Source organism: Pseudomonas sp. G5001 (assembly GCF_013385475.1).
Taxonomy (GTDB): domain Bacteria; phylum Pseudomonadota; class Gammaproteobacteria; order Pseudomonadales; family Pseudomonadaceae; genus Aquipseudomonas.
Window position 1 is genome coordinate 231,915 of sequence record NZ_JACAPZ010000017.1, and the last position, 23,980, is coordinate 255,894.

A 23,980-nucleotide genomic window follows, 5' to 3' on the forward strand; every position below is an offset into this window, starting at 1 on the left:
AGGAGCATTGCGATGAGTACTGAAGACAAACGCATCCGCGAACTGGCACATCAGATCTGGGAATCTGAAGGTAAACCCCATGGCGAGGACGCACGACACTGGGAAATGGCGCGCAAACTGGCGGAAGCCGAAGCGCTGACGCCATCCAAGGCACCGAAGGCCGCCGCCAAGGCCAAGCCAAAAGCCAAGCCCGCAGCGGCAGCGCCCAAACCGGCAGCCAAGCCAAGCGCAGTGCCGGCGGCGAAGAAGCCTGCTGCGAAGAAGCCCAAGGCACCCTGACCCAAAGATCCTCCTGCAGGTGCGCCCGCACCGCAGGAGGCTATCCAACTACCGATATCTACCCGGCATCACGCCGGAATGGCCCCGTTCGGCCCGGAAAAACCCTTTTGCAGGAGCATCTCAATGAGCAAACCCAACAAGCCCAACTCGACGCCGGAAAACGAGCCGTCGCGGATTCGTGAAGGTTTGCCCTTCCCTCTCGGCGCGACCTGGGACGGTCTGGGGGTCAACTTTGCGCTGTTCTCGGCCAACGCCACCAAAGTCGAACTGTGCATCTTCGACGACAGCGGCGAAGTCGAGCTGGAGCGCATCGAACTGCCGGAATACACCGACGAGACCTTCCACGGCTACCTGCCCGACGCCCACCCCGGGCTGATCTACGGCTACCGCGTGTACGGTCCCTATGACCCGGCCAACGGTCATCGCTTCAACCACAACAAATTGCTGATCGACCCCTACGCCAAACAGCTGGTGGGCGAGCTCAAATGGTCCGAGGCCCTGTTTGGCTACACCATCGGCCATCCGGACGCCGACCTCAGTTTCGACGAACGCGACAGCGCGCCCTTCGTGCCCAAGTGCAAAGTCATCGACCCGGCCCACACCTGGGGCAACGACCAGCCAGTGCGCACGCCGTGGGATCGCACGATCATTTATGAAACCCACCTGCGCGGCATCACCATGCGCCACCCTTCGGTGCCTGAGGAAGTGCGCGGCACCTGCGCCGGGCTGATGGTCGACGATGTGCTCAAGCACATTCGCCAGTTGGGTGTGTCATCGGTCGAGTTGCTGCCGGTGCACGCCTTCGTCAACGACCAGCACCTGCTGCAAAAAGGCATGACCAACTACTGGGGCTACAACAGCATCGCCTTCTTCGCCCCGGACCCGCGCTACCTGGCCAGCGGCAAGATCGCCGAGTTCAAGGAAATGGTCGCGCACCTGCACGAAGCCAAGCTGGAAGTGATCCTGGACGTGGTCTACAACCACACCGCCGAAGGCAACGAGCAAGGCCCGACGCTGTCCATGCGCGGCATCGACAACGCCTCGTACTACCGCCTGATGCCCGATGACAAGCGCTTCTACATCAACGATTCCGGCACCGGCAACACCCTCGACCTGAGCCACCCGTGCGTGCTGCAAATGGTCACCGACTCGTTGCGCTACTGGGCGACCGAGATGCATGTCGACGGCTTCCGCTTCGACCTGGCGACCATCCTTGGCCGCTACCGCGACGGTTTCGACGAGCGCCACAGCTTCCTCGTGGCCTGCCGCCAGGACCCGGTGCTGCGCCAGGTGAAAATGATTGCCGAGCCTTGGGACTGTGGCCCCGGCGGCTATCAGGTCGGCGGTTTCCCGCCGGGCTGGGTGGAATGGAACGACCGTTTCCGCGACACCGTGCGCTCGTTCTGGAAAGGTGATGACGGCCAACTGGCCGACTTCGCCGGACGCATGACCGCCTCGGGCGAGATGTTCAACCAGCGCGGCCGCCGGCCTTACAGCTCGGTGAACTTCATCACCGCCCACGACGGTTTCACCCTGCACGACCTGGTGTCCTACAACGACAAACACAACGAAGCCAACGACGAGAACAACCAGGACGGCAGCAACAACAACCTGTCGTGGAACCACGGTGTCGAAGGTCCTACCGACGACCCGGAAATCAACGCGCTGCGCCTGCGCCAGATGCGTAATTTCTTCGCCACCCTGCTGCTGGCCCAGGGCACGCCAATGCTGGTAGCCGGTGACGAGTTCGCCCGGACCCAGCACGGCAACAACAACGCCTACTGCCAGGACAGCGAGATCGGCTGGATCAATTGGGAACTGGATGAAGACGGCAAGGCCCTGCTCAAGTTCGTCAAGCGCCTGATCAAGTTGCGCCTGGCGTACCCGATCCTGCGTCGCGGGCGCTTCCTGGTGGGCGACTACAACGAAGATATCGGGGTCAAGGACGTCACCTGGCTCGCGCCGAGCGGCGATGAAATGACCATCGAGCAATGGCAGGACAGCCATGGCCGTTGCCTGGGCATGCTGATGGATGGCCGCGCCCAGGAAACCGGGATTCGCCGCCCGGGGGCCGATGCCACGTTGTTGCTGGTGGTCAATGCACACCACGACATGGTCAATTTCCGCCTGCCACCGGTGCCGGATGGCGGCTTCTGGACCTGCATGCTCGACACCAACCAGCCGGCAGTGCGTGGCCAGGAACGCTTCGATTTCGATCACGAATACGCGGTCACCGGGCGTTCGCTGCTGCTGTTTGAATTGCAGCATGAGGACGAGGTGTGACATGGCCTTGCATGAGTTTCTTCGCGGCTACCGGGATTACCCGGACACCCAGGCCCTTGGCGCTGCGCTGAGGGCTTTGGTGGAGGAAGGCCTGGACCAGTTGCCCTTGCCGGGCAGCGGACAAACGTTGGAACGCTTCAGCCGGCTGGCGCAAGTCGCCGGCCATGACCTGCGGTTGTGCAAGTTGTTTGAAGGCCACACGGACGCCCTGGCGATCATCGCTGAACTCGACAGCCCCTTGCCGCCGGTTGGCAGCACGTGGGGCATGTGGGCGGCCGAGCCGCCCACCGCCAAGGTGCGGATCCGGCGTGACGGCCAACGTATGCGGCTGGAGGGCCGCAAGGCCTGGTGCTCGGGCGCGGCGGTGGTCAGCCACGGGTTGCTCACGGCGTGGGATGAAGAGGATCGCCAGCAACTGGTTGCAGTGCAAATGCACCAGCCCGGCGTAACCGTCACCGATGAGGGCTGGGCCGCCGTGGGCATGGCCGCTACCGGCAGCGTTGAAGTGCTTTTCCACGACGCCGTTGGCCTGGCCATCGGCAAGCCTGGGGACTATTTGGCGCGCCCGGGCTTCTGGCAAGGCGGCATCGGCATCGCCGCCTGCTGGTACGGCGCGGCACAACGCCTGGCGGAGGCCTTGCGCGAGCAGTGCGCAAAACGCCCGGAGCCCCACGCCCTGGCGCACCTTGGCAGCGTCGACAGTGCCTTGCACAGCGCGGCCTGTGTGCTGCGCGACAGCGCCACCCATATCGACCGGCAGCCCAAGGCAGATGCCCGGCTGCTGGCACAACAGGCACGGGCCTGTATCGAAGAAACCGTCGACCAGGTGATTCACCATGTCGGCCGAGCACTGGGCGCCGGGCCGTATTGCAAGGACCCGCATTTTGCCCAGTTGATGGCCGACTTGCCGGTGTACCTGCGGCAAAGTCATGCCGAGCGCGACCTGGCCGCCCTTGGTCAACAAGTCGCCGATGAGCGCCCAGGGAGATGGGAACTATGAAGATCAATCCAATCGTCGGCCAGGGCACGCCCTTGCATGTGTGGCAAAGCTCGTCGCGACTGGCCGAGCTGCCTTGCGTAGACATTGCCGAACTGGTGCCTGAAGGCAGCCGCGCCGTGATCATCGCGCCACATCCGGATGACGAAGTCCTTGGCTGCGGCGGCCTGCTGCAAGGCCTTGCCGCGCTGGATCGCCCTATCCTGCTGATCTCCGTCACCGACGGCAGCGCCAGTCATCCCGGCTCGCGCCGCTGGCCGGTGGAACGCCTGAGCGTGGTGCGGCCGCAAGAGTCGGCGCAGGCCCTGCACCGGCTGGGATTGCCGTTGCACAGCCTGAAATGGTTGCGGGCCGGGTTCAGCGACAGCCAGGTCGCCGCAGGTGAAGAAGACCTGAGCCGCTTCATCGAGCGTTACCTCAAGCCCGGCGACGTGGTCTTCACCACCTGGCGCGAAGACGGTCATTGCGACCACGAGGCCGTGGGCCGTGCCAGTGCCAAGGCGACCCGTGCTGTGGGCGCAACCTTGCTCGAGCTGCCCGTGTGGACCTGGCATTGGGCAACCCCGGAAGACAGCCAGGTGCCCTGGGATCGCGCTCGTAAAATCCCCCTGACACCTGAAGCCGTGGCCCGTAAACGGCACGCCATCCATGCCTTCGCCAGCCAGTTGGAAGGCGACCCGCAGATCGGCCTGCCGCCGGTGCTCGCGCCCTATGTGCTGGAGCGCCTGCTGCAACCTTTTGAAGTGGTGTTCGTATGAGTGTCGCCACGCCCTATTTCGACGAGCTGTTTGCCGGCAACGACGACCCTTGGGCCTTTCGGCAACGCTGGTATGAACAGCGCAAGCGAGCCCTGACCCTGGCGCTGCTGACCCGGCCGCGCTATGCCTCGATCTTTGAACCCGGCTGCGCCAATGGCGAACTGAGCTTCGAGCTGGCCCCGCGCTGTGACCGCCTGCTCTGCTGTGACACGGCACAAGCGGCGGTCAGCCTCGCACAGGCGCGGCTGCGGGGTTTCAGCCATGCCACCGTGCAGCAGAGCCGCCTGCCGCAGCAATGGCCCAGCGAAACCTTCGAGCTGATCGTGCTCAGCGAGCTTTGCTACTACCTGGACCCGAAGGATTTCGATGGGCTGATCGATCGCGCGCTCGCCTCCCTGACGCCTGACGGACAAATCCTCGCCTGCCACTGGCGCCCGATCATCGAAGGCTGCCCGCAGACCGCCGAACAGGTGCATGTGCGCCTCGACCAGCGCCTGGGCATGCCACATCTGGCGCAACATCACGAAAGCGATTTTCTACTGGATTTGTGGAGCCGCGACGGCACCACGGTTGCGACCCTGGAGGGACTGCGATGATCGGCATCCTGATACCCGTGCATAACGAAGAAAAACTGCTGCCCGAATGCCTGAAAGCTGCGATGGTCGCCGCCAGTCATCCGGGCCTGCTGGGTGAAGAGGTGCAGATTCTGACAGTGCTCGACAGCTGCAGCGACCGCAGCGCCATGATCGCCCGCGAATACCAGGTGCACAGCCTGGAAGTGCAGGCGCGAAACGTGGGCCACGTGCGCGGCGTGGGTGCGCGGCACCTGCTCAACAACGGCGCGCGGTGGATTTCCTGCACCGACGCCGACAGCCGCGTCGCTCCCGATTGGCTGGTGGCGCAACTGGCCCTGGGCGTGGATGCGGTGTGCGGCACGGTGACGGTGGACGCGTGGAGCGAGGGCTTCGACCCGGCGGCGCAGATCCGCTATCACCAGGCCTACACCGCCCGGGACGGGCATCGGCATATCCACGGCGCCAACCTGGGCGTCAGTGCCGGCGCCTACGTGCGGGCCGGCGGTTTCGAGCCCCTGCCCTGCCATGAAGACGTGGAGCTGGTGCGCCAGTTGGAGCGCTGCGGGGCTTCCATTGCCTGGAGCCACTCGCCCCAGGTGATTACCAGTGCCCGCCTGGATTGTCGCGCCCAGGGCGGCTTCGGTGATTACCTGAAGAGCCTGATGCAGGCCTCCTGAAAAAATTGCGACACCCGGCGGTGTTAAAGCGGCGATTCATAACTATCATCACTATTCCTTGCACGGCAATCCAGGGTTGGAACGCCGTCGCGCCGCGAGCGTGCAGTACCTGACGCTCGCGTACCACAAGAGCCGTCCCGTCAACGGGGTACGGCCTGCACCACCGATAAACAAGGACGTGACACCCATGAAGCCTGCACTGTTAAGTGACAACCGCCGGGGCCCCGCGCAAATCTGGAACAGCGCCCCGCAACTCGCGCAAATCCCTGCCATCAACCCCGCAACCCTGGTGCCCAAGGGCGCCCGCGTGGTGATCATCGCCCCGCATCCCGGCGATGAAGTGATCGCCTGCGGCGGTCTGCTGCAATTGCTCAGCACCCTTGAATACTCCCTGCAACTGATCTCCATCACCGACGGCAGCGCCAGCCATCCGGGGTCTGCCGTGTGGCCGGCCAAACGCTTAAGCGTGGTGCGGCCCCAGGAAAGTGTCGAAGCCCTGCGCCGCCTGGGCGTGCCCCTGCACAGCCTGAAATGGATCCGCGGCGGTTTCGCCGACAACGCCCTGGCCGCGCGGGAACAGCAAATGAGCCAGTTCATTGCGCGCTACCTGCAACCCGGCGACGTGGTGTTCACCACCTGGCGCAACGACGGCAATGACGACCACGACGCCGTCGGCCGTGCCGCTGCCAAAGCCTGCGCAGTCAAGGGCGTGCGCTTGCACGAACTGCCGATCTGGGCGTGGCACTGGCCGCTTCGGGAAACCGCCGCCATCCCCTGGCAGCGCGCGCGCAAGGTGCGGCTCGACACCTGGAGCGTCGCCCGCAAGCTGCACGCCGCCCACGCCTATGCCAGCCAACTGGCAGGCGACCCGGAAATCGGCCTGGCGCCGATCCTGGCGCAGGTGCTGCTGGAGCGCATGCGCGAGCCCTATGAGATTGTGTTTTTGTAGGCGCACCCACTCGTCTATACCTGTAACTTCTGACAGTAGCGAACGCTCTCTCTGTGTGGCTAGCTTGGAACACCGGCTTGCAGGGAGGGCGAATCATGAGCACGCGGTTTTCATCAGTGACGTATCTGAGCGTCTGCAGCGTGACGACGCTGTTGCTCAATTGGCCTCTCCCCGCGCAGGCCGCCTGTACGTTGGTCATAACCGCAGGCAACGACACCACCCTGTGCAGCGATGGCAGTGCTGGCGCGCTGACGGATTTACAAGGAAGCAACATCCTTGAGTTCCCCATCGGCGGCACCGGCATCATCGTCGGCAACGTGACTTATGGCGCGGGAGATGATCGGGTCACGATGGATTCCGGCGCGATCAACGGTGCGATCAATCAAGGTGACGGAAGAAATATTTTCCAACTGTTCAATGGCAATATCTCCGGCACGGTGACTCAAGGCGCGGGCGGTGATATTGCGCAAATCAGCGGCGGCAGCTCCGGTGCAATCTCCCAGGGTGACGGGGTAGACCAGTACTTCCAGAGCGGTGGCACCGTCGCCTCACTGGCTCAGGGCGACGGCCGTGACGAGTTCACCATGAGCAGTGGCAGGATTGTCGGCGCCTTTGAAGATGGAGATGTAGCGCTGATGACCGGTGGCAGCATCGGACGGGTCGACATGAAGCTCGACAACAACCTGTTTGACCTGCGGGGTGGAGCGATCATCGGCAACCTCGTTACTGGCTTCGGAAACGACACCATCCTGGTTTCCGGAGGAACGGTTGGTGGCAACATCAGCGTCAGCGGCGGCGACGACATCATCAACGTCAGCGGAGGGGAAATAAGTGGGCAGATCCTCGCCAGCTTTGGCAACGATGAGTTCACTTGGGAAGGCGGCGGTCTGATCCATAAGGAAATCCTCATGGGTGATGGCGCTGACAGGGGTTTCCTGCTCAACCTGACCGAAACCACCCTGGCCTCCACACCACTTCTGGACGGTGGTTTGGGTAACGACACCCTGACCTTCGACAACACCCGATCCGCCACGCCAACCCGCTATGTCAACTGGGAAACCGTCAACCTGGACAACAATTCGCGCCTGACCCTGGGCGGCGACTTCAAGCTCGGTGACAGCGCTACGGCCACCGGTACCCTGAATATTTTTGGCAGCGCCGCCCTGCAGGTAACACAGGGCAGCATCAGCCCCTTCACGGCCGGGCAACCAGCCAACCTGAACAACGGCGGCCTGATCGACATGACCACCGGCAGTTCCAGCGCCACCGACAGCCTGACGGTCAACGGCAACTACACCGGCAATGGTGGCGAACTGGCGCTGCAATCGGTACTCGGCGCCGACGGCTCGGCCAGTGACAAGCTGGTAGTCAGCCAGGGCACGCTGCAAGGCGGCACTACCATCACCGTCACCAACCTTGCCGGCCCCGGCGCCATGACGCTGCAGAACGGCATCCAGGTGGTTGAGGCGCTTAACGGTGCCACGAGCAGCGACCTGGCGTTTACCCTCCGCGGTGGATCCGTTTCCGCAGGCGCCTATGAGTACTACCTGTTCAAAGGAGGCGTAACGCCGGGCACCGGGCAAAACTGGTTCCTGCGGTCCTCGGTGGTGGCGCCGCCGCTGCCCAACCCTGAGGATCCTGACGACCCAGTGGGCATTCTCCCCCCCGTCCCCGCCGATGGCACGCCGGACCTCCCGGGGATTTTCCCGGGAGAAGACCCCATACCCATCTATCGCCCGGAAGTCCCGGTATATGCCGTGTTGTTTCCCGCCGTGCAGCAGATGGTCCAGGGCATGCTGGGCACCTACCACGAACGCACGGGCGATCAAAGCCTGCAACGTCAACCTGGCGCTTTAGCGGCCGGTTGGGGCCGGGTGTATGGCAGCAGCACGCGGCAATCATTCGCCGGCACCGTCAGCCCGTCGCTGGACAGCTCCCTGTCCGGTTTCCAGGTTGGCACTGACCTGTATGCCTGGACCAACGACGCTGGCCTGACCCAACGCTTCGGCTTCTTTGTCGGCCACAGCCGCCTGACCGGCAATGTGGCGGGCTTCAATGGCGGTTTTCAGGGCAAGGACGCCGGCAACACCACCCTGCGCGGCGACAGCCTGGGCGCGTATTGGACGCTCATCGGCGCCAACCGCGCCTATATCGATGTCGTGCTGATGGGTACACGGTTCGATGGCCACAGTGAATCCGACCGAGGCGTCAAACTCCCAACCAAGGGCCACAACGTGCTGGGGTCTGTGGAGGTGGGAATGCCGTTTGCGGTGTCTGAACAGTGGGAGGTTGAGCCGCAGGCCCAGGTGATTGTCGATCGAAGCTATGTGGACAGCCAGAATGACGGAATCTCAGAGGTCTCATTCCACGCCGACACTAACGTCGTCACCCGTCTCGGTGTCCGCCTCAAGGGCAGCTACAGCGTGAGCGGCATGCCCCTGCTGCCTTATGTGCGTACCAACGTGTGGCACGCCAGCGCCGGGAATAACACCATCACGTTCAATGACAGTACGAACATCCATACCGAACAGAAATCCACCACGCTGGACGTCAGCGCCGGGGCAACGATGCAGGTATCGAGCACGGTCAGTGTGTATGGCGAGGTGGGGTACAACAGCAATCTGGACAGTAATCAGCTGAATGGGCGCAAAGGCACGATTGGCATAAGGGTCGACTTCTAAGCCACAACACATCCCCACTGTGGGAGCGGGCCTGCTCGCGAATGCAGTGTGTCAGCCAAAAAATCTGGCACTGGTACTGCGCATTCGCGAGCAAGCCCGCTCCCACATGGGGTCTTCATCGGCTGGAAGTCAGGCGTCCGGTCGCAGGATCAGCACGCCCAATGGCGGCAGGTTCAACGACAGCGACAACGGCTGCCCATGCCTGGGCTCCTCCTCCGTAAACGCCCCGCCACCGTTGCCGAAGTTGGAACCGGCATAGGTGTCGGCATCGCTGTTGATCACCTCGCTCCAGCGCCCGGCAAACGGCACGCCGACCTTGTAGGCCTCACGCGGCACCGGCGTGAAGTTGGCCACCACCAGCACCGGCCTGCCATCCTTGCTCCAGCGCAACCAGGCGTAGACGCTGTTGATCGCGTCATCCCCAATCAACCACTGGAAGCCCTGTGGTGCGTCGTCCTGGTCATGCAGCGCCGGCTCTTCGCGGTACAGGCGGTTCAGGTCGCCCACCAGTTTCTGCACGCCCCGGTGTTCGGGGTATTGCAGCAGGTACCAGTCCAGTTGCTGATCGTGGTTCCACTCGCGCCATTGGCCGAACTCGCAGCCCATGAACAGCAGCTTCTTGCCCGGGTGCATCCACATGAAGCTCAGGTATGCCCGCAGGTTGGCAAATTTCTGCCAGCGGTCGCCGGGCATCTTGTCGATCAACGAGTGTTTGCCGTGCACCACTTCATCGTGGGAAATCGGCAGGATAAAACGCTCGGACCAGGCATACACCAGGCCGAAACTCAGCTCGTTGTGGTGATGGGCACGGTACACCGGGTCCTGCTGGATGTAGTGCAGCGAATCGTGCATCCAGCCCATGTTCCACTTGTAGTTGAAGCCCAGGCCGCCCTGTTGGGTCGGCTGGCTTACGCCCGGCCATGCGGTGGACTCCTCGGCGATCACCAGCGCGCCGGGAGCCTCAAGGGCAACGACATCGTTGAGGTGGCGCAGGAAGTCGATGGCCTCGAGGTTTTCCCGCCCGCCGTGGCGGTTGGGTACCCATTCACCGGCCTTGCGCGAATAGTCGCGGTACAGCATCGAGGCCACCGCATCCACCCGCAGGCCATCGATATGGAAATGCTTGAGCCAGTGCAACGCCGACGCCAGCATGAAGCCGTGGACTTCGGTGCGGCCGAGGTTGTAGATCAGGGTGTCCCAATCCTGGTGGAAGCCTTCCAGCGGGTTGGCGTATTCGTACAGCGCGGTGCCGTCGAATTGCGCCAGGCCGTGGGTATCGGTGGGGAAATGCGCCGGCACCCAATCCAGGATCACGCCGATGTCGGCCTGATGGCAGGCGTTGACGAAAAACGCGAAATCCTCCGGCGAGCCGAAACGTGCCGTCGGGGCAAATTGCGACAGCGCCTGATAACCCCATGAGCCGCCGAACGGGTGCTCCATGATCGGCATCAGTTCGATATGGGTGAAGCCCAACTGCTGTACATAAGGGATCAACCGCTCGGTCAGCTCGCGCCAACTGTACTGGCGGGACACCTCGCCGACTTCATCCAGCTCGCACTGCCAGGAACCGGCATGCAACTCGTAGATCGACAAGGGTGCGCTGGGCTTTTGCCGCTCGCTGCGCGATTGCATCCAGTCGTGGTCCTGCCAGTCGACCTGCAGCGGCGAAGCGACCTTGGACGCAGTATCCGGCGGCAACTGCGTGGCCAGGGCCATGGGGTCGGCCTTGAGCGGCAGAATGCCGTGGGCACCGAGGATTTCATACTTGTAGGCCGCGCCGGGTTGCAGGCGCGGGATGAAAATCTCCCACACACCGGACGGATGGCGCAGGCGCATCGGATGACGGCGCCCGTCCCAGATATTGAAGTCGCCCACCACCGAGACCCGGCGGGCATTCGGTGCCCATACCGCAAAACGCACGCCCTGGACGCCGTCGACGCTGGTCACTTGTGCCCCGAGGCAACTGCTCAGGTCGCGGTGATTGCCTTCGGCAAACAGATACAGGTCCATCTCCCCCAGCAGCAGTTGCTGGAAGCTGTAAGGGTCTTCGGTGATCTGTTCGCCACCGGCCCACTGGATCTTCAGCAAGTACGCCTGACGGCTGCCGAAATGCCCGACAAACAAGCCCGGCACCTGGGTCGCATCGAGGCTGCCGATGTGCTCGCCGCTGTCGCGGGCCAGGACCTGGACACTCAGCGCTTCCGGCAGGAAGGCGCGAATGAACTGGCCGCCCTGCTCGTCGTCATGGGGACCCAGGATCGAGAATGGATCATGGTGCTCGGCCCGCACCAGGGCTTCGATATCAGCAGGCTTGGGCATCACACTCAACTTTTCCTGCAGCGGTTCTTTGCTTGTAAAACTCATGACGTCTCCCCACCGCGTGCAGTTTTCGATATTGGTTTCAACCCGCTGAGCAGCCCGTGCAAACCTTGCAACGGCACCGGCAACCAGCTCGGGCGATTCTCTGCTTCGTAGGCCACTTCGTACGCGGCCTTCTCCAGGCTGAACAACGCCAGCGCTGCGTCCTGGCCTTTGGCATCCTGCCAGTCATGGGCCAGTGTAGTCGTGGCAGCGTGATAGGCCTGGATAAATGCCTGCCTGGCCTCATGCAAGTAGCGATCCGCCACACGTTGCCGGGACGCATTGGCCTCGGGCGACTGGTCGACGCCCTGCACATTCACCGCCATGGCCGCCGCGTAATCAAACGAGCGCAGCACCCCGCTCACATCCTTGTACGGGCTGTGTTTGCCGCGACGCTCAGGCAACGGCCGCGCCGGTTCGCCCTCGAAGTCGATGAGGTAGGCATCGCCCTTGACCACCAGTACCTGGCCCAGGTGCAGGTCGCCGTGCACGCGAATGCGCAACCCGCCCACCGTGGCTTTCGCCAGGTCCTGAACGTGACTGGCGATGGCCTTTTTCTGCTCCAGTAAAGCACTGACCAACGCCTGATCGGCAGGGTTCAACTTGGTTTGATGCTGTTTGAGCAACTGCAAGGCGTGGTCGATTTGTGCGCCCACGTGCCTGGCCCAGCCCTGGCTGTCCTTGAGGGTTGTGACCTCGGGCTTGAACGCCTTGTTAGTGGTGGGCGCCGCCAGCACCAGGTGCATCTCGCCCAGGCGCTGGCCGAGCAAGCCGGCGAAATCCGCCAGCTCGCCAAGGGCGTTGTAGTGCTGTTCCTGCTCGGACATGGCTTCGGCCAGTTCGTCGCGAATCGCTCGCTCCAGGTTATTCTGGGTCCAGCCCCACGCGTCGCCCTGGTTGCTCAGGTAACCCTGGGCGATCATCAGCAGGTTGTCCTGGCCATCGGCGTCGTGGCGGATCACCGAGCCCAGCAGCGGCGAGATATGCTCGTAGCCGGCCTCGGTCAGGTAGGCGCCCATTTCCAGCTCGGGGTGAACCCCGGCGCTGACTTTTCGGATCAGCTTGAGCACCAGGCTGCCGCCCACCACCACGGAACTGTTGGACTGCTCCGCCGCGAGGTAGCGCACTTCCGACTCGTCGTTCAATTCCAGCTCGGCCAGTTGCGCCGTGGGCTCGAAGCGAATCTCGCCATCGGTGGAGTCGAGGACGGTTTTGGCCTGCAGGCCTTGGATCACGCCGCGGATATAAGTGTCGAGGCTGAAGGCATCGGTCACCAAACCTACCTGACGCACTCGCCGTACACGGGCAAGCGCGAGTTGTTGCGGCAAGGCGCTGGTGAACTGGTCTTCGCCAAGGAAGCCGAACGGTAGTTGATAGCGGCTGACCTGGCCGGCGCTGGTGACTTCGATTTCACTGAGCAGCACCGGATGCTGCGGGTCGCCGAAGCGCACGCCATAAGCGATGTGCACGCTGTCGATTGCCGTATCCTTGCTGGCAAACCAGCGGCGCTTGGGCAGCCACGCCGGCAACGCATTCTGTTCCAGGGTGGTGCGGCACGGTGCTTCGAGCAATTCTTCCATGCGTTTCTTCAGCACCAGGGTGGTGAAGTCCGGGATGCTTTGTGCCGGTTCCACGTGCCAGCTTGGCATCTGGTTTTCCGCCGCCAGCACGAACCAGTAGAAGCCATACGGCGCCAGGGTCAGCAGGAAATTCAGCTGGCCAATCGGTGGGAAGGCATTGCCACCGAGCATCTCCACCGGAACCATGCCGGCAAACGCCGAGAGGTCCAGTTCTGCGGCCTGGGCACTGCGGGACACGTTGGCCACGCACAGGATGATTTCATTCTTGCCATCGGCGCCTGCGTATTCGCGGGTATACGCCAGGATGCGGCGGTTGCTGGGCGAGAGCATTTTCAGGCTGCCGCGACCGAACGCCTTGGACTGTTTACGCACCGCGAGCATGCGCCGCGTCCAGTTCAGCAACGAGTGCGGGTCCTGGGTCTGGGTTTCGACGTTGACCGACTGGTAGCCGTATTGCGGGTCCATGATTGGCGGCAATACCAGGCTGGCCGGGTCGGCGCGGGAGAAGCCGCCGTTGCGGTCGATGGACCATTGCATCGGCGTACGCACCCCGTCGCGGTCACCGAGGTAGATGTTGTCGCCCATGCCGATTTCATCGCCGTAATACAGGGTCGGCGTGCCCGGCATCGACAACAGCAGGCTGTTGAGCAGCTCGATGCGCCGGCGGTCGCGTTCCATCAGCGGCGCCAGGCGGCGGCGAATCCCCAGGTTGATACGTGCACGGCGGTCGGCAGCGTAATAGTTCCAGAGGTAGTCGCGCTCTTTGTCGGTGACCATTTCCAGGGTCAGTTCATCGTGGTTGCGCAGGAAGATTGCCCATTGGCAATTGGCCGGGATCTCCGGGGTCTGGCGCAGGATGTCGGTGATCGGGAAACGGTCTTCCTGGGCCAGCGCCATGTACATGCGCGGCATCAGCGGGAAGTGGAACGCCATGTGGCACTCGTCGCCGTCGTCGCCCTTTTTGTCCCCGAAGTACAGCTGGGTGTCTTCCGGCCATTGGTTGGCTTCGGCCAGGAGCATGCGGTCGGGGTAGTTGGCGTCGATCTCGGCGCGGATCTGCTTGAGCACGTCGTGGGTTTCGGGGAGGTTTTCGTTGTTGGTGCCGTCGCGCTCGATCAGGTACGGAATGGCGTCCAGGCGCAGGCCGTCGATGCCCATGTCGAGCCAGTAGCGCATCACCGACAGGACGGCTTTCATGACCTGCGGGTTATCGAAGTTGAGGTCCGGCTGGTGGGAGTAAAAGCGGTGCCAGAAGTATTGGCCGGCGACCGGGTCCCAGGTCCAGTTGGACTTTTCGGTGTCGAGGAAAATGATCCGGGTGCCGTCGTATTTCTGATCGTCATCGGACCATACGTAGAAATCCCGCGCCGCCGAGCCGGGCTTGGCCTTGCGGGCGCGCTGGAACCAGGGGTGCTGGTCGGAGGTGTGGTTGATCACCAGCTCGGTGATCACTCGCAGCCCGCGTTTATGGGCTTCGGCGATAAAGCGCTTGGCGTCGGCCATGGTCCCGTAGTCGCTGTGCACGCCGCGGTATTCGGCGATGTCGTAGCCATCGTCACGGCGTGGCGAGGGGTAGAACGGTAGTAGCCAGATGGTGTTCACACCAAGGTCGGCGATGTAGTCGAGTTTGGCGATCAGCCCGGGAAAATCACCGATGCCGTCGTTGTTGGAGTCGAAATACGATTTGACGTGAACCTGATAAATCACCGCGTCTTTGTACCAGAGCGGATCTTTGATAAAGGTGGCAGCCTTGGGTTTCTTCGCCATTGGAAACTCCTGGGAATTCGAAAAATTCTGCCTGAAGGAACTCGGTCAATGTGGGAGCGGGCTTGCCTGCGATAGCGGTGGATCAGCCAGTATTATCTGCACTGACACACCGCTATCGCAGGCAAGCCAGCTCCCACATTTGATCTCCTTTGGATTGGAGATCAGCTTCAGGAAACGGTAATGCGCCAGATGCCGAATGGCTGATGCCACGGTTCGATGCGCATCCACTGGGTCTTGCCGTACCAGGTCCAGCGGTGGCCGGTCATCAGGTCTTCGCCCTGGGTCTGGGCATCGTCCGGCAAGCCCAGCTCCCACAGCGGCAACTCGAAATTGGCCTCCTGGGCGTTGAACGGGTCGAGACTCACGGCCACCAGGATAAAGTTGCTGCCATCCTCGCTGCGTTTGCCGAAGTACAGGATGTTTTCGTTCCACGCGTTGTAGAGTTTGAGCCCCAGGTGCGTCTGCAAGGCCGGGTTCTGCCGGCGGATGCGGTTGAGCTGGGCGATCTCGGCAATGATGTTGCCCGGCGCCGTGAAGTCTCGCGGGCGGATCTCGTACTTCTCCGAGTCCAGGTACTCTTCCTTGCCCGGCACCGGTGCCGCTTCGCACAGTTCAAAACCCGAGTACATGCCCCACAGGCCTGAGCCCATGGTGGCCAACGCGGCGCGGATCAAGAAGCCGGCGCGGCCGGATTCATGCAGGAAGCCGGGGTTGATGTCCGGGGTGTTGACGAAGAAGTTTGGCCGGAAGCACTCGCGCCACGGCGACTCGTTCAGTTCGCTCAGGTACTCGCTCAACTCGGCCTTGGTGTTGCGCCAGGTGAAGTAGGTGTAGCTCTGGGAGTAACCAACCTTGCCCAGGCGCGCCATCATCGCCGGGGTGGTGAAGGCTTCGGCGAGGAAGATCACTTCAGGGTATTTAGAACGCACATCGCTGATCAGCCATTGCCAGAACGGCAGCGGCTTGGTGTGGGGGTTGTCGACGCGAAAGGTCTTCACGCCCTCTTCCACCCAACCGACCACGATGTCGCGCAACTCGACCCACAGGCTGGGAATCGCGTCGGCCGCATAGAAGTCGACGTTGACGATGTCCTGGTATTTCTTCGGCGGGTTCTCGGCGTATTTGATCGTGCCGTCGGGCCGCCAGTTGAACCAGCCCGGATGCTGTTTGAGCCACGGGTGGTCCTGGGAGCACTGGATGGCAAAATCCAGGGCAATTTCCAGGCCATGGTCGGCGGCGGCCTTGACCAGGTTGCGGAAATCTTCACGGGTGCCCAACTGCGAATGGATCGCCTCGTGGCCGCCCTCTTCGCTGCCGATGGCATACGGGCTGCCCGGGTCGTCCGGCCCGGCGGTCAGGGAATTGTTCTTGCCCTTGCGGTGGCTGCGACCGATCGGATGGATCGGCGGGAAGTACAGCACGTCAAAGCCCATGTCGTGGATCATCGACAGCCGTGAGTGCACATCGTTGAATGTGCCATGGCGCGCGGGATCGTCGGTGATCGAGCGGGGAAACAACTCGTACCAGCTGGCAAATTGCGCAGCCTCGCGCTCTACATCAATCGGATACACCGGGCTGATGCTCAAATAGGCGCGGTGATCGGCCTGGGTCATCAGGTGTGCACTGTCTTCGTGCAGGAACAACGCGACCTGCTCGGTTTCCAGCAAACCGGAGAGTTCGTGGTGCAGCAACATCAAGCGGTCACGCAGCTCATTGTCACTGCGCTCGGCGGCTTGCAGGACCTGGCTGCGACCTTCCTGCAACTCCAGGCTGACCGGCACCCCGGCCTCGTGTTTCTTGCTCAGTTCGTAGCGAAAGCTGGCAAACGTGTCGATCCAGGCTTCGATGCAATACTCATGCGGGCCCTGGGCGGTCACGGTGAATGCGCCTTCCCAGCCGTTGTTGCCGACATCGGTCATCACCACGCTGTGCCAGCTTTCTTCACTGCGCGGGCGCCAGCGGATCATCACCGCAAGCTTGTCGTGGCCATCAGCGAACACCTTGCTGGCAACCTGCACGCGCTGGCCAACCACAGCCTTGACGGCGAACTCGCCGCCATCGATCACCGGGGTCGTGCTTTCAATCGCGATCCTTGGCAGCAACAGTGCCTGGGACAGCGGTAATGTGGAGGTTGAATCGTCTTGAGTCAGTGTTTCAGCAGTCATCGAGCATCTCCCCTTAACGCCCAGTGGACGCTCTTGTGCTTGATTCAAATTCTGAAACGACGCCACTCTCCCTGAGCAGGGCCGTCTAGGTTCCGAGCATGCCGACGAGTGAAAAGTTCAGGCGGATATCCCGCCATCGGGCGGGGAATCAAATCCACCACGCGATTGTCCACCGATAGAGCAAAGCACAAAGGAGGCCATACCGATGAATATCCCTATTCCGGCTGAAACGCCTGATCCCAATATAGATAAGCCCACATTACCGCCGACCGAACCCGACCCGGTTCCCGAGCAGGAACCGCCAGGCACACAGCCACCACCGGTGGAGGAACCACCGACGACCATGCCGCCGGTGATTGTCTGAAGAGACCGATCACAGGAAGTAAAAAGCGGAAGCTTCAGGCTTCCGCGTTTACTTGAATCTATAAGCTGCAACTTCATTCACAAAAAATTATAAAGAACTGTCAAAACCGACAGTATCAGCCGAGACGAACGCCGCCCATGATCTAAGTGTGCGACGCGCGAACAACAGAACAATAAAACCTCTCGGAGATACCTCATGAAAAGAACAGCCGCCTACCTGCTGCTTTCCCTTTGCACCTTGACCGCCTGCACCACCGAACCCTCCGGCCCGCTCGATACGGAAATCGCAAGCAAATTAAACAACCGCTACCAGGACACCGCTGCTCAGTGTGCCGATGGCCTGGCCCTGTATCACTGCAATGGGGTGCTTATTCGCGTCACTGACAGCCTCATAGCATCGCCCGGCGAGCTTGAGCGCAATGCCGCCGCATTCTCTTACCTGCGAGCCGACCTGGGTATCAGGAAGCTGTTTGCACGGGACGCTGGCGTAATAATGTCGGCATTGCCCTCCACCGCAGCGGGCCCAATCAGCGTGCGCTGCTCTTTTCCCACCAATGGTGCGACAGGTGACCGCCCGGATGGATGCGGCGAAACTTCCAGGGAGCTGCCAGGCTACCAGCGTGAATGGAGCCGGCACTGCGATGAGCAAGGCGTGGTGGATGGCCCCACCTGGCTGGCCCACTTCAACAAAGTCAAACCGGCTTATTTTTTTATGTGTGCGTTTCGTGGATCGGCGCAGCAGTTTTCTCTAAGCATCACTGTCAGAAAACTGATGCCGGCAAACTATATTGAAGATTGGAATGAAGTCGTCACCTCAGCCTGGACAGTGTCCGAGATTGATAAAGTCCCCTTCCAGGCTTTCTTCTATAACGCTGCCAACTTGCCAGGAAGAGATGCGGCCAAGAAACTTCAGCGCGAGTATTACGGCTATACGCAGCGCCTGCTTCCGGTGGTTCGTGTTGACTTGCTCGCTCAAGACCAACGCATATTCGCGTATCACAAAGAAGATCAAATCACCATTCCGGTACAGTGATCAGTCCAGCAGGAGCGTGAAGTTGCACACGCCTCGATATCACGCTGTCAGCCCATTCACGCGCGACCTGATGAAAAATACGGCGACTAATTCTTTTCCAATAGCCTGACGATTCTTGGCATCACACTGAACACCGCCAAAGCCAACAACGTGCTGAGTACCGCCGTGGATTCCCGCCCCATTCCCGCCGCCACCCCAATGGCGGCGGTCATCCACAAGCCGGCGGCGGTGGTCAGCCCTTTGACGTGCTGACCCTCTTCGTCTTCCTTGCCCTTGAGGATGGTGCCAGCACCAAGAAAGCCGATACCCGCTATCACGCCCTGCAGCACACGGCTCATGGCGTCTGCCTGGGAGCCGGACATGCTCGGCACCAACACGAACAGCGCGGCGCCCAGGGCCACGAGCATGTGGGTGCGTACCCCGGCGGCCTTGCCTTTCTGTTCGCGCTCGTAACCCAGGATCCCGCCCAATATCGCGGCAATCAGCAGCCGAACGGTGATTTGCGTGAGTTGCCGGGCATCGCCGATATCGGCAAATTCCGCTTGCAGGGTTACCCAGACTTCATGCCACCAGGCGTCCATGGACGTTTCCTTGTTGGGGGTCGATAGAACATGGACAGCATCGACCGTCAGTCAGTTGCGCAGAACCATTGCCTGCGCATCCCACCCTAATCAGTAATAGCCCACAAAAAGGAGATCGATATGCCCGTACGTATCGAAGGTCAGCAATGTTTCTTCACCGTCGATGTGGACGGCCACGAGAAACAACTGGAAGCCACCCATGTCACGGTCGAAACCGACAGCGAGAAATCCATGTCGTTCGTGAAGCTGAACGGTGACCGCACCTATATCACCGAAGCCGAAGCCGACGCATTGACCGTAGCGGGTGCCAAAGACGGCCGTAAGCACTTGAAAGCTACCGACGGTGATTCGGTGATTTGATTGACCTGGATCAGCCCCGCCTCAAAAGCGCTGCACCCCGCGCACCACCGGGTGCAGCACATTGTCGCAGGCATGCACGGGCGGCCCATCTGATCCGCTTTTTATCGCCATACCTGAGTCTGTTATGCAAACAGAGCGCCGGTCATAGTTCATCTGCCTGATGGAGGCTGATGAGCGAAAGACCATGAGCGATAGAATCCCCGTCCGAACCGTAGAAGTGTTTGAGCCTGCACATCCAAAGAAGATGAAGGCCAAATCCAGCGACAACCTGATTCACACCCGCAGTTTTACCGGCCTGTTCCGTACCTTGCGCGTGGCAGGCGCAGGCTTTCTGTTCCTGGCATTTTTCGGCACCGTGTGGCTGAACTGGGGCGGACGGCAGGCGGTGTTATGGGACCTGGCTGAAAGCAAATTCCACATCTTCGGTGCCACGTTCTGGCCCCAGGATTTCATCCTGCTGTCGGCGCTGTTGATCATCTGCGCGTTCGGCCTGTTCGCCATCACCGTATTCGCAGGGCGTGTGTGGTGTGGCTATACCTGCCCGCAAAGCTCGTTTACCTGGTTGTTCATGTGGTGCGAAAAGGTCACTGAAGGCGAGCGAAACCAACGCATCAAGCTGCAAGCTGCGCCCTGGAGCCTGGACAAGCTGGCGCGGCGCTCGGCCAAGCACACGCTGTGGCTGGGGATCAGCGTGCTGACCGGGCTGACATTTGTCGGCTACTTCACGCCGATCCGGCCGCTGGCCGAGGAGCTGCTGACCTGGCAGATGGGTGGCGTAAGCCTGTTCTGGGTGCTGTTCTTCACCGGCGCCACCTACATCAACGCCGGCTGGCTGCGGGAAGCGGTGTGCATGCATATGTGCCCGTATGCGCGGTTCCAGAGTGTGATGTTCGACAAGGACACCCTGACCATTTCCTACGACGTAGCCCGCGGCGAGAACCGTGGCCCGCGCAAACGAGACGTGCAACCGGCGGACGTCGGCCTGGGTGATTGCATCGACTGCCAGCTGTGCGTGCAGGTATGCCCCACCGGCATCGACATCCGTGACGGCCTGCAAATGGAATGCATCGGCTGCGCCGCGTGTATCGATGCCTGTGATTCGATCATGGATAAAATGGGCTATGCCCGCGGCCTGGTCAGCTACACCTCGGAGCATCAGTTGCAAGGTGGCAAGACCCATCTGCTCAGGCCACGCCTGATCGGCTACAGTGCCGTGCTGCTGGTGATGATCGGCGCGCTGGTGGTGGCGCTGGTGGAACGCCCGATGGTGTCGCTGGACGTGACCAAGGACCGGGGGATGTTCCGCGAGAACAGTGACGGCTTGATCGAGAACATCTACAGCCTCAAGGTCATCAACAAGACCCAGCAGCGCCAGGATTACCGCCTGGAGCTGATGGACGGCGACGGCTTCCAGCTGCAGGGCAAGACCGAGATCAGCCTGGCACCAGGTGAGATTACCGATGTGCCGGTGTCGGTGGCGATGACCGCAGAGAAGCCGGCCAGCAGTTCGCAGACGATCCACTTCAAGGTCTCGGATGTGGATGAGCCGTGGATTTACAGCGCGGCGGACAGCCGGTTTGTGGCGCCATTGAATCGCTGAGCCCAAGCTTTCAGCAACACTGGAGATCAAATGTGGGAGCGGGCTTGCTCGCGAAAGCGGTGTGCCAGTCAATGGATACATCAACTGAAAGATTGCTTTCGCGAGCAAGCCCGCTCCCACCGTTTGATCTGTGTTCAATCAGCAAAATCTGTTCAAAGCACTGAGCCCCAATGAAACGCTACGAAAAATTCGCCGACGACATCGCAGAACTGATCCGCTCCGGCGTGCTCGGGCCCGGCCAGCGCGTGCCTTCGGTGCGTTATGCCAGCCAGACCTACGGTGTCAGCCCGTCCACGGTGTTCCAGGCGTACTACCTGCTGGAGCGACGCGGGCTGATCCGCGCCCGGCCGCGCTCCGGGTACTTCGTCAACACCCATGCGCCCAGCCCGTTTTCCGAGCCGGTGGTGAGTGCCCATGTGCACGAGTCCACCGAGGTGGACGTCAGCGAATTGGTGTTCTCGGTGCTCGATTCCATCAAGGACCCGCAAACCGTGCCCTTCGGCTCGGCCTTCCCCAGCCCGACGCTGTTCCCGCTGCAACGCCTGGCCCGTTCCCTGGCCAGCGCCAGCCGGGAAATGGACCCGCGCATGGTGGTCACCGACATGTCGCCGGGCAACCCGCAACTGCGCCGGCAAATTGCCTTGCGCTACATGGTGGGCGGGCTGATGCTGCCCATGGAAGAACTGTTGATCACCAACGGCGCCCTTGAAGCACTGAACCTGTGCCTGCAAGCCGTGACCGAGCCGGGCGACCTGGTGGCCATCGAAGCACCGGCGTTCTACGCCAGCCTGCAAATCCTCGAGCGCCTGAAACTCAAGGCGGTGGAAATCCCCGTACACCCACGCGATGGCATCGACCTCAAGGTGCTGGCGCAAAGCCTGGAGCGTTACCCGATCAAGGCCTGCTGGTGCATGACCAGTTTCCAGAACCCGATGGGCGCAACCATGCCCGAGGCCCGGAAACAGGAACTGGTGGAGTTACTGCGCAGCCACCAGGTGCCGCTGATCGAAGACGACGTGTACGCCGAGTTGTACTACGGTCAACAGGCGCCCAAACCGGCGAAGGCGTTCGACACCGAAGGTCTGGTGATGCATTGCGGCTCGTTCGCCAAGAGCCTGGCTCCGGGCTACCGCATCGGCTGGGTCGCCGCCGGACGTTATGCGCAGAAGATCGAGCGGCTGAAATTGATGACGTCGCTGTGTGCCTCGATGCCCGCCCAGGCGGCGATTGCCGATTACCTGCAACACGGCGGGTACGACCGGCATCTGCGTAAATTGCGTTACGCGCTGGAAGAACAGCAAAGCGCCATGCTCGCCGCCATCGCGCGCTATTTCCCGGCGCAGACACGGGTCAGCCAGCCTGCCGGCGGGTACTTCCTGTGGCTGGAATTGCCGGAGCAGACCGACTCGTTGAAGTTGTTCCAGATGGCGCTGGCCCAGGGCATCAGCATCGCACCGGGACCGATCTTCTCGCCGACACAGCGCTTCAGGAACTGCATTCGCTTGAACTACGGCAGCCCGTGGGATGAGTCGTGTGAGAAGGCGATGGAGACGCTGGGGAAGATTGTGCGGTCGTTTTAACCTACGGATGGGAACCGTAGCCGGGCTAAGAACCACACAGGAGTGCGCTATTTCTTACGATAGAAAGAGCGCATTCACTTGGTTCACATCAGAGATGCCTTATGACTATTTCTTCAGCTGCCGGCCTGCGACCCCTTCCCGTTCCCCCCCACTATATGCGTGCCGCAGAGCAGCAACAGGTGCGCGAAATGACAGGCGCTACCGGGCGCCCCGCGGGAGATCATCGATCGAGTGACCAGATTACCGAACAAAGCCCTGTGCTGAAGAACTTCCTGGATAACCGCGACCACTACGAAGTGAGCGATGACCTGAAGCGCCAGGTGGGTGACTGGAGCGCGGCCAACCAAGACCCGGACTCTCGCGCCGACGCCACCTACAACCTGGATAAGGTACTGCGATTTATCGACAACGTGGACGATCTCAAATTAAGCGCCAGCCATAGCCGCAACGGTGTCCTGGACGGTTTTTCGAATCACGGCTACGCCATTCATCCAGACTCGGAGGCCAGCCTGCTCAAGGCGTTTTCCCTCAGGGGCTATGAAGCGCTGCGCGGCGCCTGATACCTGGGCTGTGGCGAGCGGCGTGCCCCTCGCCACAGGCGGTACAAAACTACCGACCGCCCGCCAGGTCAAGAAAGGTTCCCGTCGCATAGGACGCCTTGTCCGAGAGCAGCCAGATAATCCCTTCCGCGACTTCCTCTGCACGCCCGCCACGGGCCATGGGGATGCCCGGTTCAAGCTTGCTGACCCGATCCGGGTCGCCGCTCAGGGCGTGGAAGTCGGTGAAAATAAACCCGGGACGCACGCCATTGACCCGGATCCCCTCGCCCGCCACTTCCTTGGAGAGCCCGAGAGTGAAGGTATCCAGCGCGCCCTTGGACGCGGCGTAATCCACATATTCCCCCGGCGAGCCCAACCGGGCGGCGGCCGATGAAACGTTGACGATGCTGCCGCCCTGCCCGCCATGCTTGGGCGACATGCGCAGCAGCGCATGCTTGGCACACAGGATCGGCCCCAACACATTGGTCCTGAGGGTCTTCAGGATGCGGAACTCGGACATCTCATCGACCCGCGACTTGTGCCCGACGGTACCTGCGTTGTTGACCAGTGCCGTCACCCGGCCCAATTCGGTATCGACCCGGTGGAACAGGCCAATCACTTCGTCTTCAATGCTGACATCAGCCCGCACGGCAATCGCCTGGGCGCCGAGGGCACGCACTTGCTCAAGTACGCGGTGGGCGGCGTCTTCATCGGCCTGGTAATTGATACAGATGCGATAGCCCTGGGCGGCGGCCAGCAGCGCCGTGGCGGCGCCGATCCCACGACTGCCACCGGTGATGACGACGACTTTGTCCATGTGTAAGGTCTCCTGGTTCAACGTGAGCTGATGGA

General features: G+C 61.8%; 19 protein-coding genes. 14 read left to right on the forward strand and 5 right to left on the reverse strand.

All coding sequences use genetic code 11. The annotated features are described in order from the left end of the window. Positions 1-12 precede the first annotated feature (12 nt). From HX805_RS16160 to HX805_RS16195, 8 genes are all read left to right on the forward strand, one after another. The gene (locus HX805_RS16160; protein WP_003207537.1) at positions 13-279 is read left to right on the forward strand and encodes a DUF2934 domain-containing protein; all 267 of its coding nucleotides are present in this window, start codon (positions 13-15) and stop codon (positions 277-279) included. Between the two features lie 123 nt (positions 280-402). Then, positions 403-2,562: a glycogen debranching protein GlgX gene (glgX, locus tag HX805_RS16165; RefSeq protein ID WP_003207536.1), complete on the forward strand. Its 2,160-nt coding sequence runs from the start codon at positions 403-405 to the stop codon at positions 2,560-2,562. A gap of 1 nt (position 2,563) precedes the next feature. Beyond that, entirely contained in the window at positions 2,564-3,562 is a 999-nt protein-coding gene (locus tag HX805_RS16170; protein ID WP_177117085.1) for an acyl-CoA dehydrogenase family protein, read from the forward strand. Further along, a complete protein-coding gene (locus tag HX805_RS16175) occupies positions 3,559-4,317 on the forward strand; it encodes a PIG-L deacetylase family protein (RefSeq protein ID WP_003207531.1) in 759 nt (252 codons plus the stop codon). The genes HX805_RS16170 and HX805_RS16175 overlap by 4 nt, the downstream gene beginning before the upstream one ends. Beyond that, positions 4,314-4,913 carry an SAM-dependent methyltransferase gene (locus HX805_RS16180; protein WP_177021957.1) on the forward strand — a complete coding sequence of 200 codons (600 nt, stop codon included), beginning with the start codon at positions 4,314-4,316 and terminating at the stop codon, positions 4,911-4,913. The genes HX805_RS16175 and HX805_RS16180 overlap by 4 nt, the downstream gene beginning before the upstream one ends. After that, on the forward strand, positions 4,910-5,569 hold the full coding sequence (locus HX805_RS16185; RefSeq protein ID WP_003207526.1) for a glycosyltransferase family 2 protein: 660 nt from the start codon (positions 4,910-4,912) through the stop codon (positions 5,567-5,569). The genes HX805_RS16180 and HX805_RS16185 overlap by 4 nt, the downstream gene beginning before the upstream one ends. Positions 5,570-5,756: 187 nt before the next feature. Then, positions 5,757-6,518, forward strand: coding sequence for a PIG-L deacetylase family protein (locus tag HX805_RS16190; RefSeq protein WP_003207524.1), 762 nt, complete (start codon positions 5,757-5,759; stop codon positions 6,516-6,518). Between the two features lie 95 nt (positions 6,519-6,613). Then, on the forward strand, positions 6,614-9,199 hold the full coding sequence (locus HX805_RS16195) for an autotransporter outer membrane beta-barrel domain-containing protein (protein WP_177117086.1): 2,586 nt from the start codon (positions 6,614-6,616) through the stop codon (positions 9,197-9,199). Between the two features lie 129 nt (positions 9,200-9,328). On the opposite strand, the gene glgB is transcribed toward HX805_RS16195, so the two are convergent. The 3 genes from glgB to HX805_RS16210 all read right to left on the reverse strand — a co-directional run bounded on the left by glgB (position 9,329) and on the right by HX805_RS16210 (position 17,072). Further along, entirely contained in the window at positions 9,329-11,563 is a 2,235-nt protein-coding gene (gene glgB / locus HX805_RS16200; RefSeq protein WP_003207521.1) for a 1,4-alpha-glucan branching protein GlgB, read from the reverse strand. Beyond that, positions 11,560-14,907 (reverse strand): maltose alpha-D-glucosyltransferase, encoded by a 3,348-nt coding sequence (gene treS, locus HX805_RS16205; protein ID WP_177117087.1) that lies wholly within the window; start codon positions 14,905-14,907, stop codon positions 11,560-11,562. Before treS ends, glgB begins: the two co-directional genes overlap by 4 nt. Positions 14,908-15,074: 167 nt before the next feature. Then, complete coding sequence (locus HX805_RS16210; protein ID WP_177117088.1) at positions 15,075-17,072, reverse strand: alpha-1,4-glucan--maltose-1-phosphate maltosyltransferase; 1,998 nt, start codon at positions 17,070-17,072, stop codon at positions 15,075-15,077. Positions 17,073-17,277: 205 nt separating this feature from the next. On the opposite strand from HX805_RS16210, the gene HX805_RS16215 reads away from it, so the two are divergent. Beyond that, positions 17,278-17,436, forward strand: coding sequence for a hypothetical protein (locus tag HX805_RS16215; protein ID WP_166742161.1), 159 nt, complete (start codon positions 17,278-17,280; stop codon positions 17,434-17,436). A 195-nt stretch (positions 17,437-17,631) separates the two neighbouring features. Further along, the gene (locus HX805_RS16220) at positions 17,632-18,468 is read left to right on the forward strand and encodes a hypothetical protein (protein WP_177068294.1); all 837 of its coding nucleotides are present in this window, start codon (positions 17,632-17,634) and stop codon (positions 18,466-18,468) included. An 86-nt stretch (positions 18,469-18,554) separates the two neighbouring features. On the opposite strand, the gene HX805_RS16225 is transcribed toward HX805_RS16220, so the two are convergent. Beyond that, entirely contained in the window at positions 18,555-19,049 is a 495-nt protein-coding gene (locus tag HX805_RS16225) for an MgtC/SapB family protein (RefSeq protein WP_087692384.1), read from the reverse strand. A gap of 120 nt (positions 19,050-19,169) precedes the next feature. Here HX805_RS16225 and HX805_RS16230 point away from each other — a divergent pair, with 120 nt between their 5' ends. From HX805_RS16230 to HX805_RS16245, 4 genes are all read left to right on the forward strand, one after another. After that, complete coding sequence (locus HX805_RS16230) at positions 19,170-19,409, forward strand: DUF3203 family protein (RefSeq protein WP_003207514.1); 240 nt, start codon at positions 19,170-19,172, stop codon at positions 19,407-19,409. 184 nt (positions 19,410-19,593) lie between these two features. Continuing rightward, positions 19,594-21,009, forward strand: coding sequence for a cytochrome c oxidase accessory protein CcoG (gene ccoG / locus HX805_RS16235; RefSeq protein WP_177117089.1), 1,416 nt, complete (start codon positions 19,594-19,596; stop codon positions 21,007-21,009). A gap of 170 nt (positions 21,010-21,179) precedes the next feature. After that, positions 21,180-22,589, forward strand: coding sequence for a GntR family transcriptional regulator MpaR (mapR, locus tag HX805_RS16240; protein WP_003207510.1), 1,410 nt, complete (start codon positions 21,180-21,182; stop codon positions 22,587-22,589). Positions 22,590-22,777: 188 nt separating this feature from the next. Continuing rightward, a complete protein-coding gene (locus HX805_RS16245) occupies positions 22,778-23,149 on the forward strand; it encodes a hypothetical protein (RefSeq protein WP_008435173.1) in 372 nt (123 codons plus the stop codon). Between the two features lie 49 nt (positions 23,150-23,198). On the opposite strand, the gene HX805_RS16250 is transcribed toward HX805_RS16245, so the two are convergent. Beyond that, positions 23,199-23,945, reverse strand: coding sequence for an SDR family oxidoreductase (locus HX805_RS16250; protein WP_008435175.1), 747 nt, complete (start codon positions 23,943-23,945; stop codon positions 23,199-23,201). Positions 23,946-23,980 lie beyond the last annotated feature (35 nt).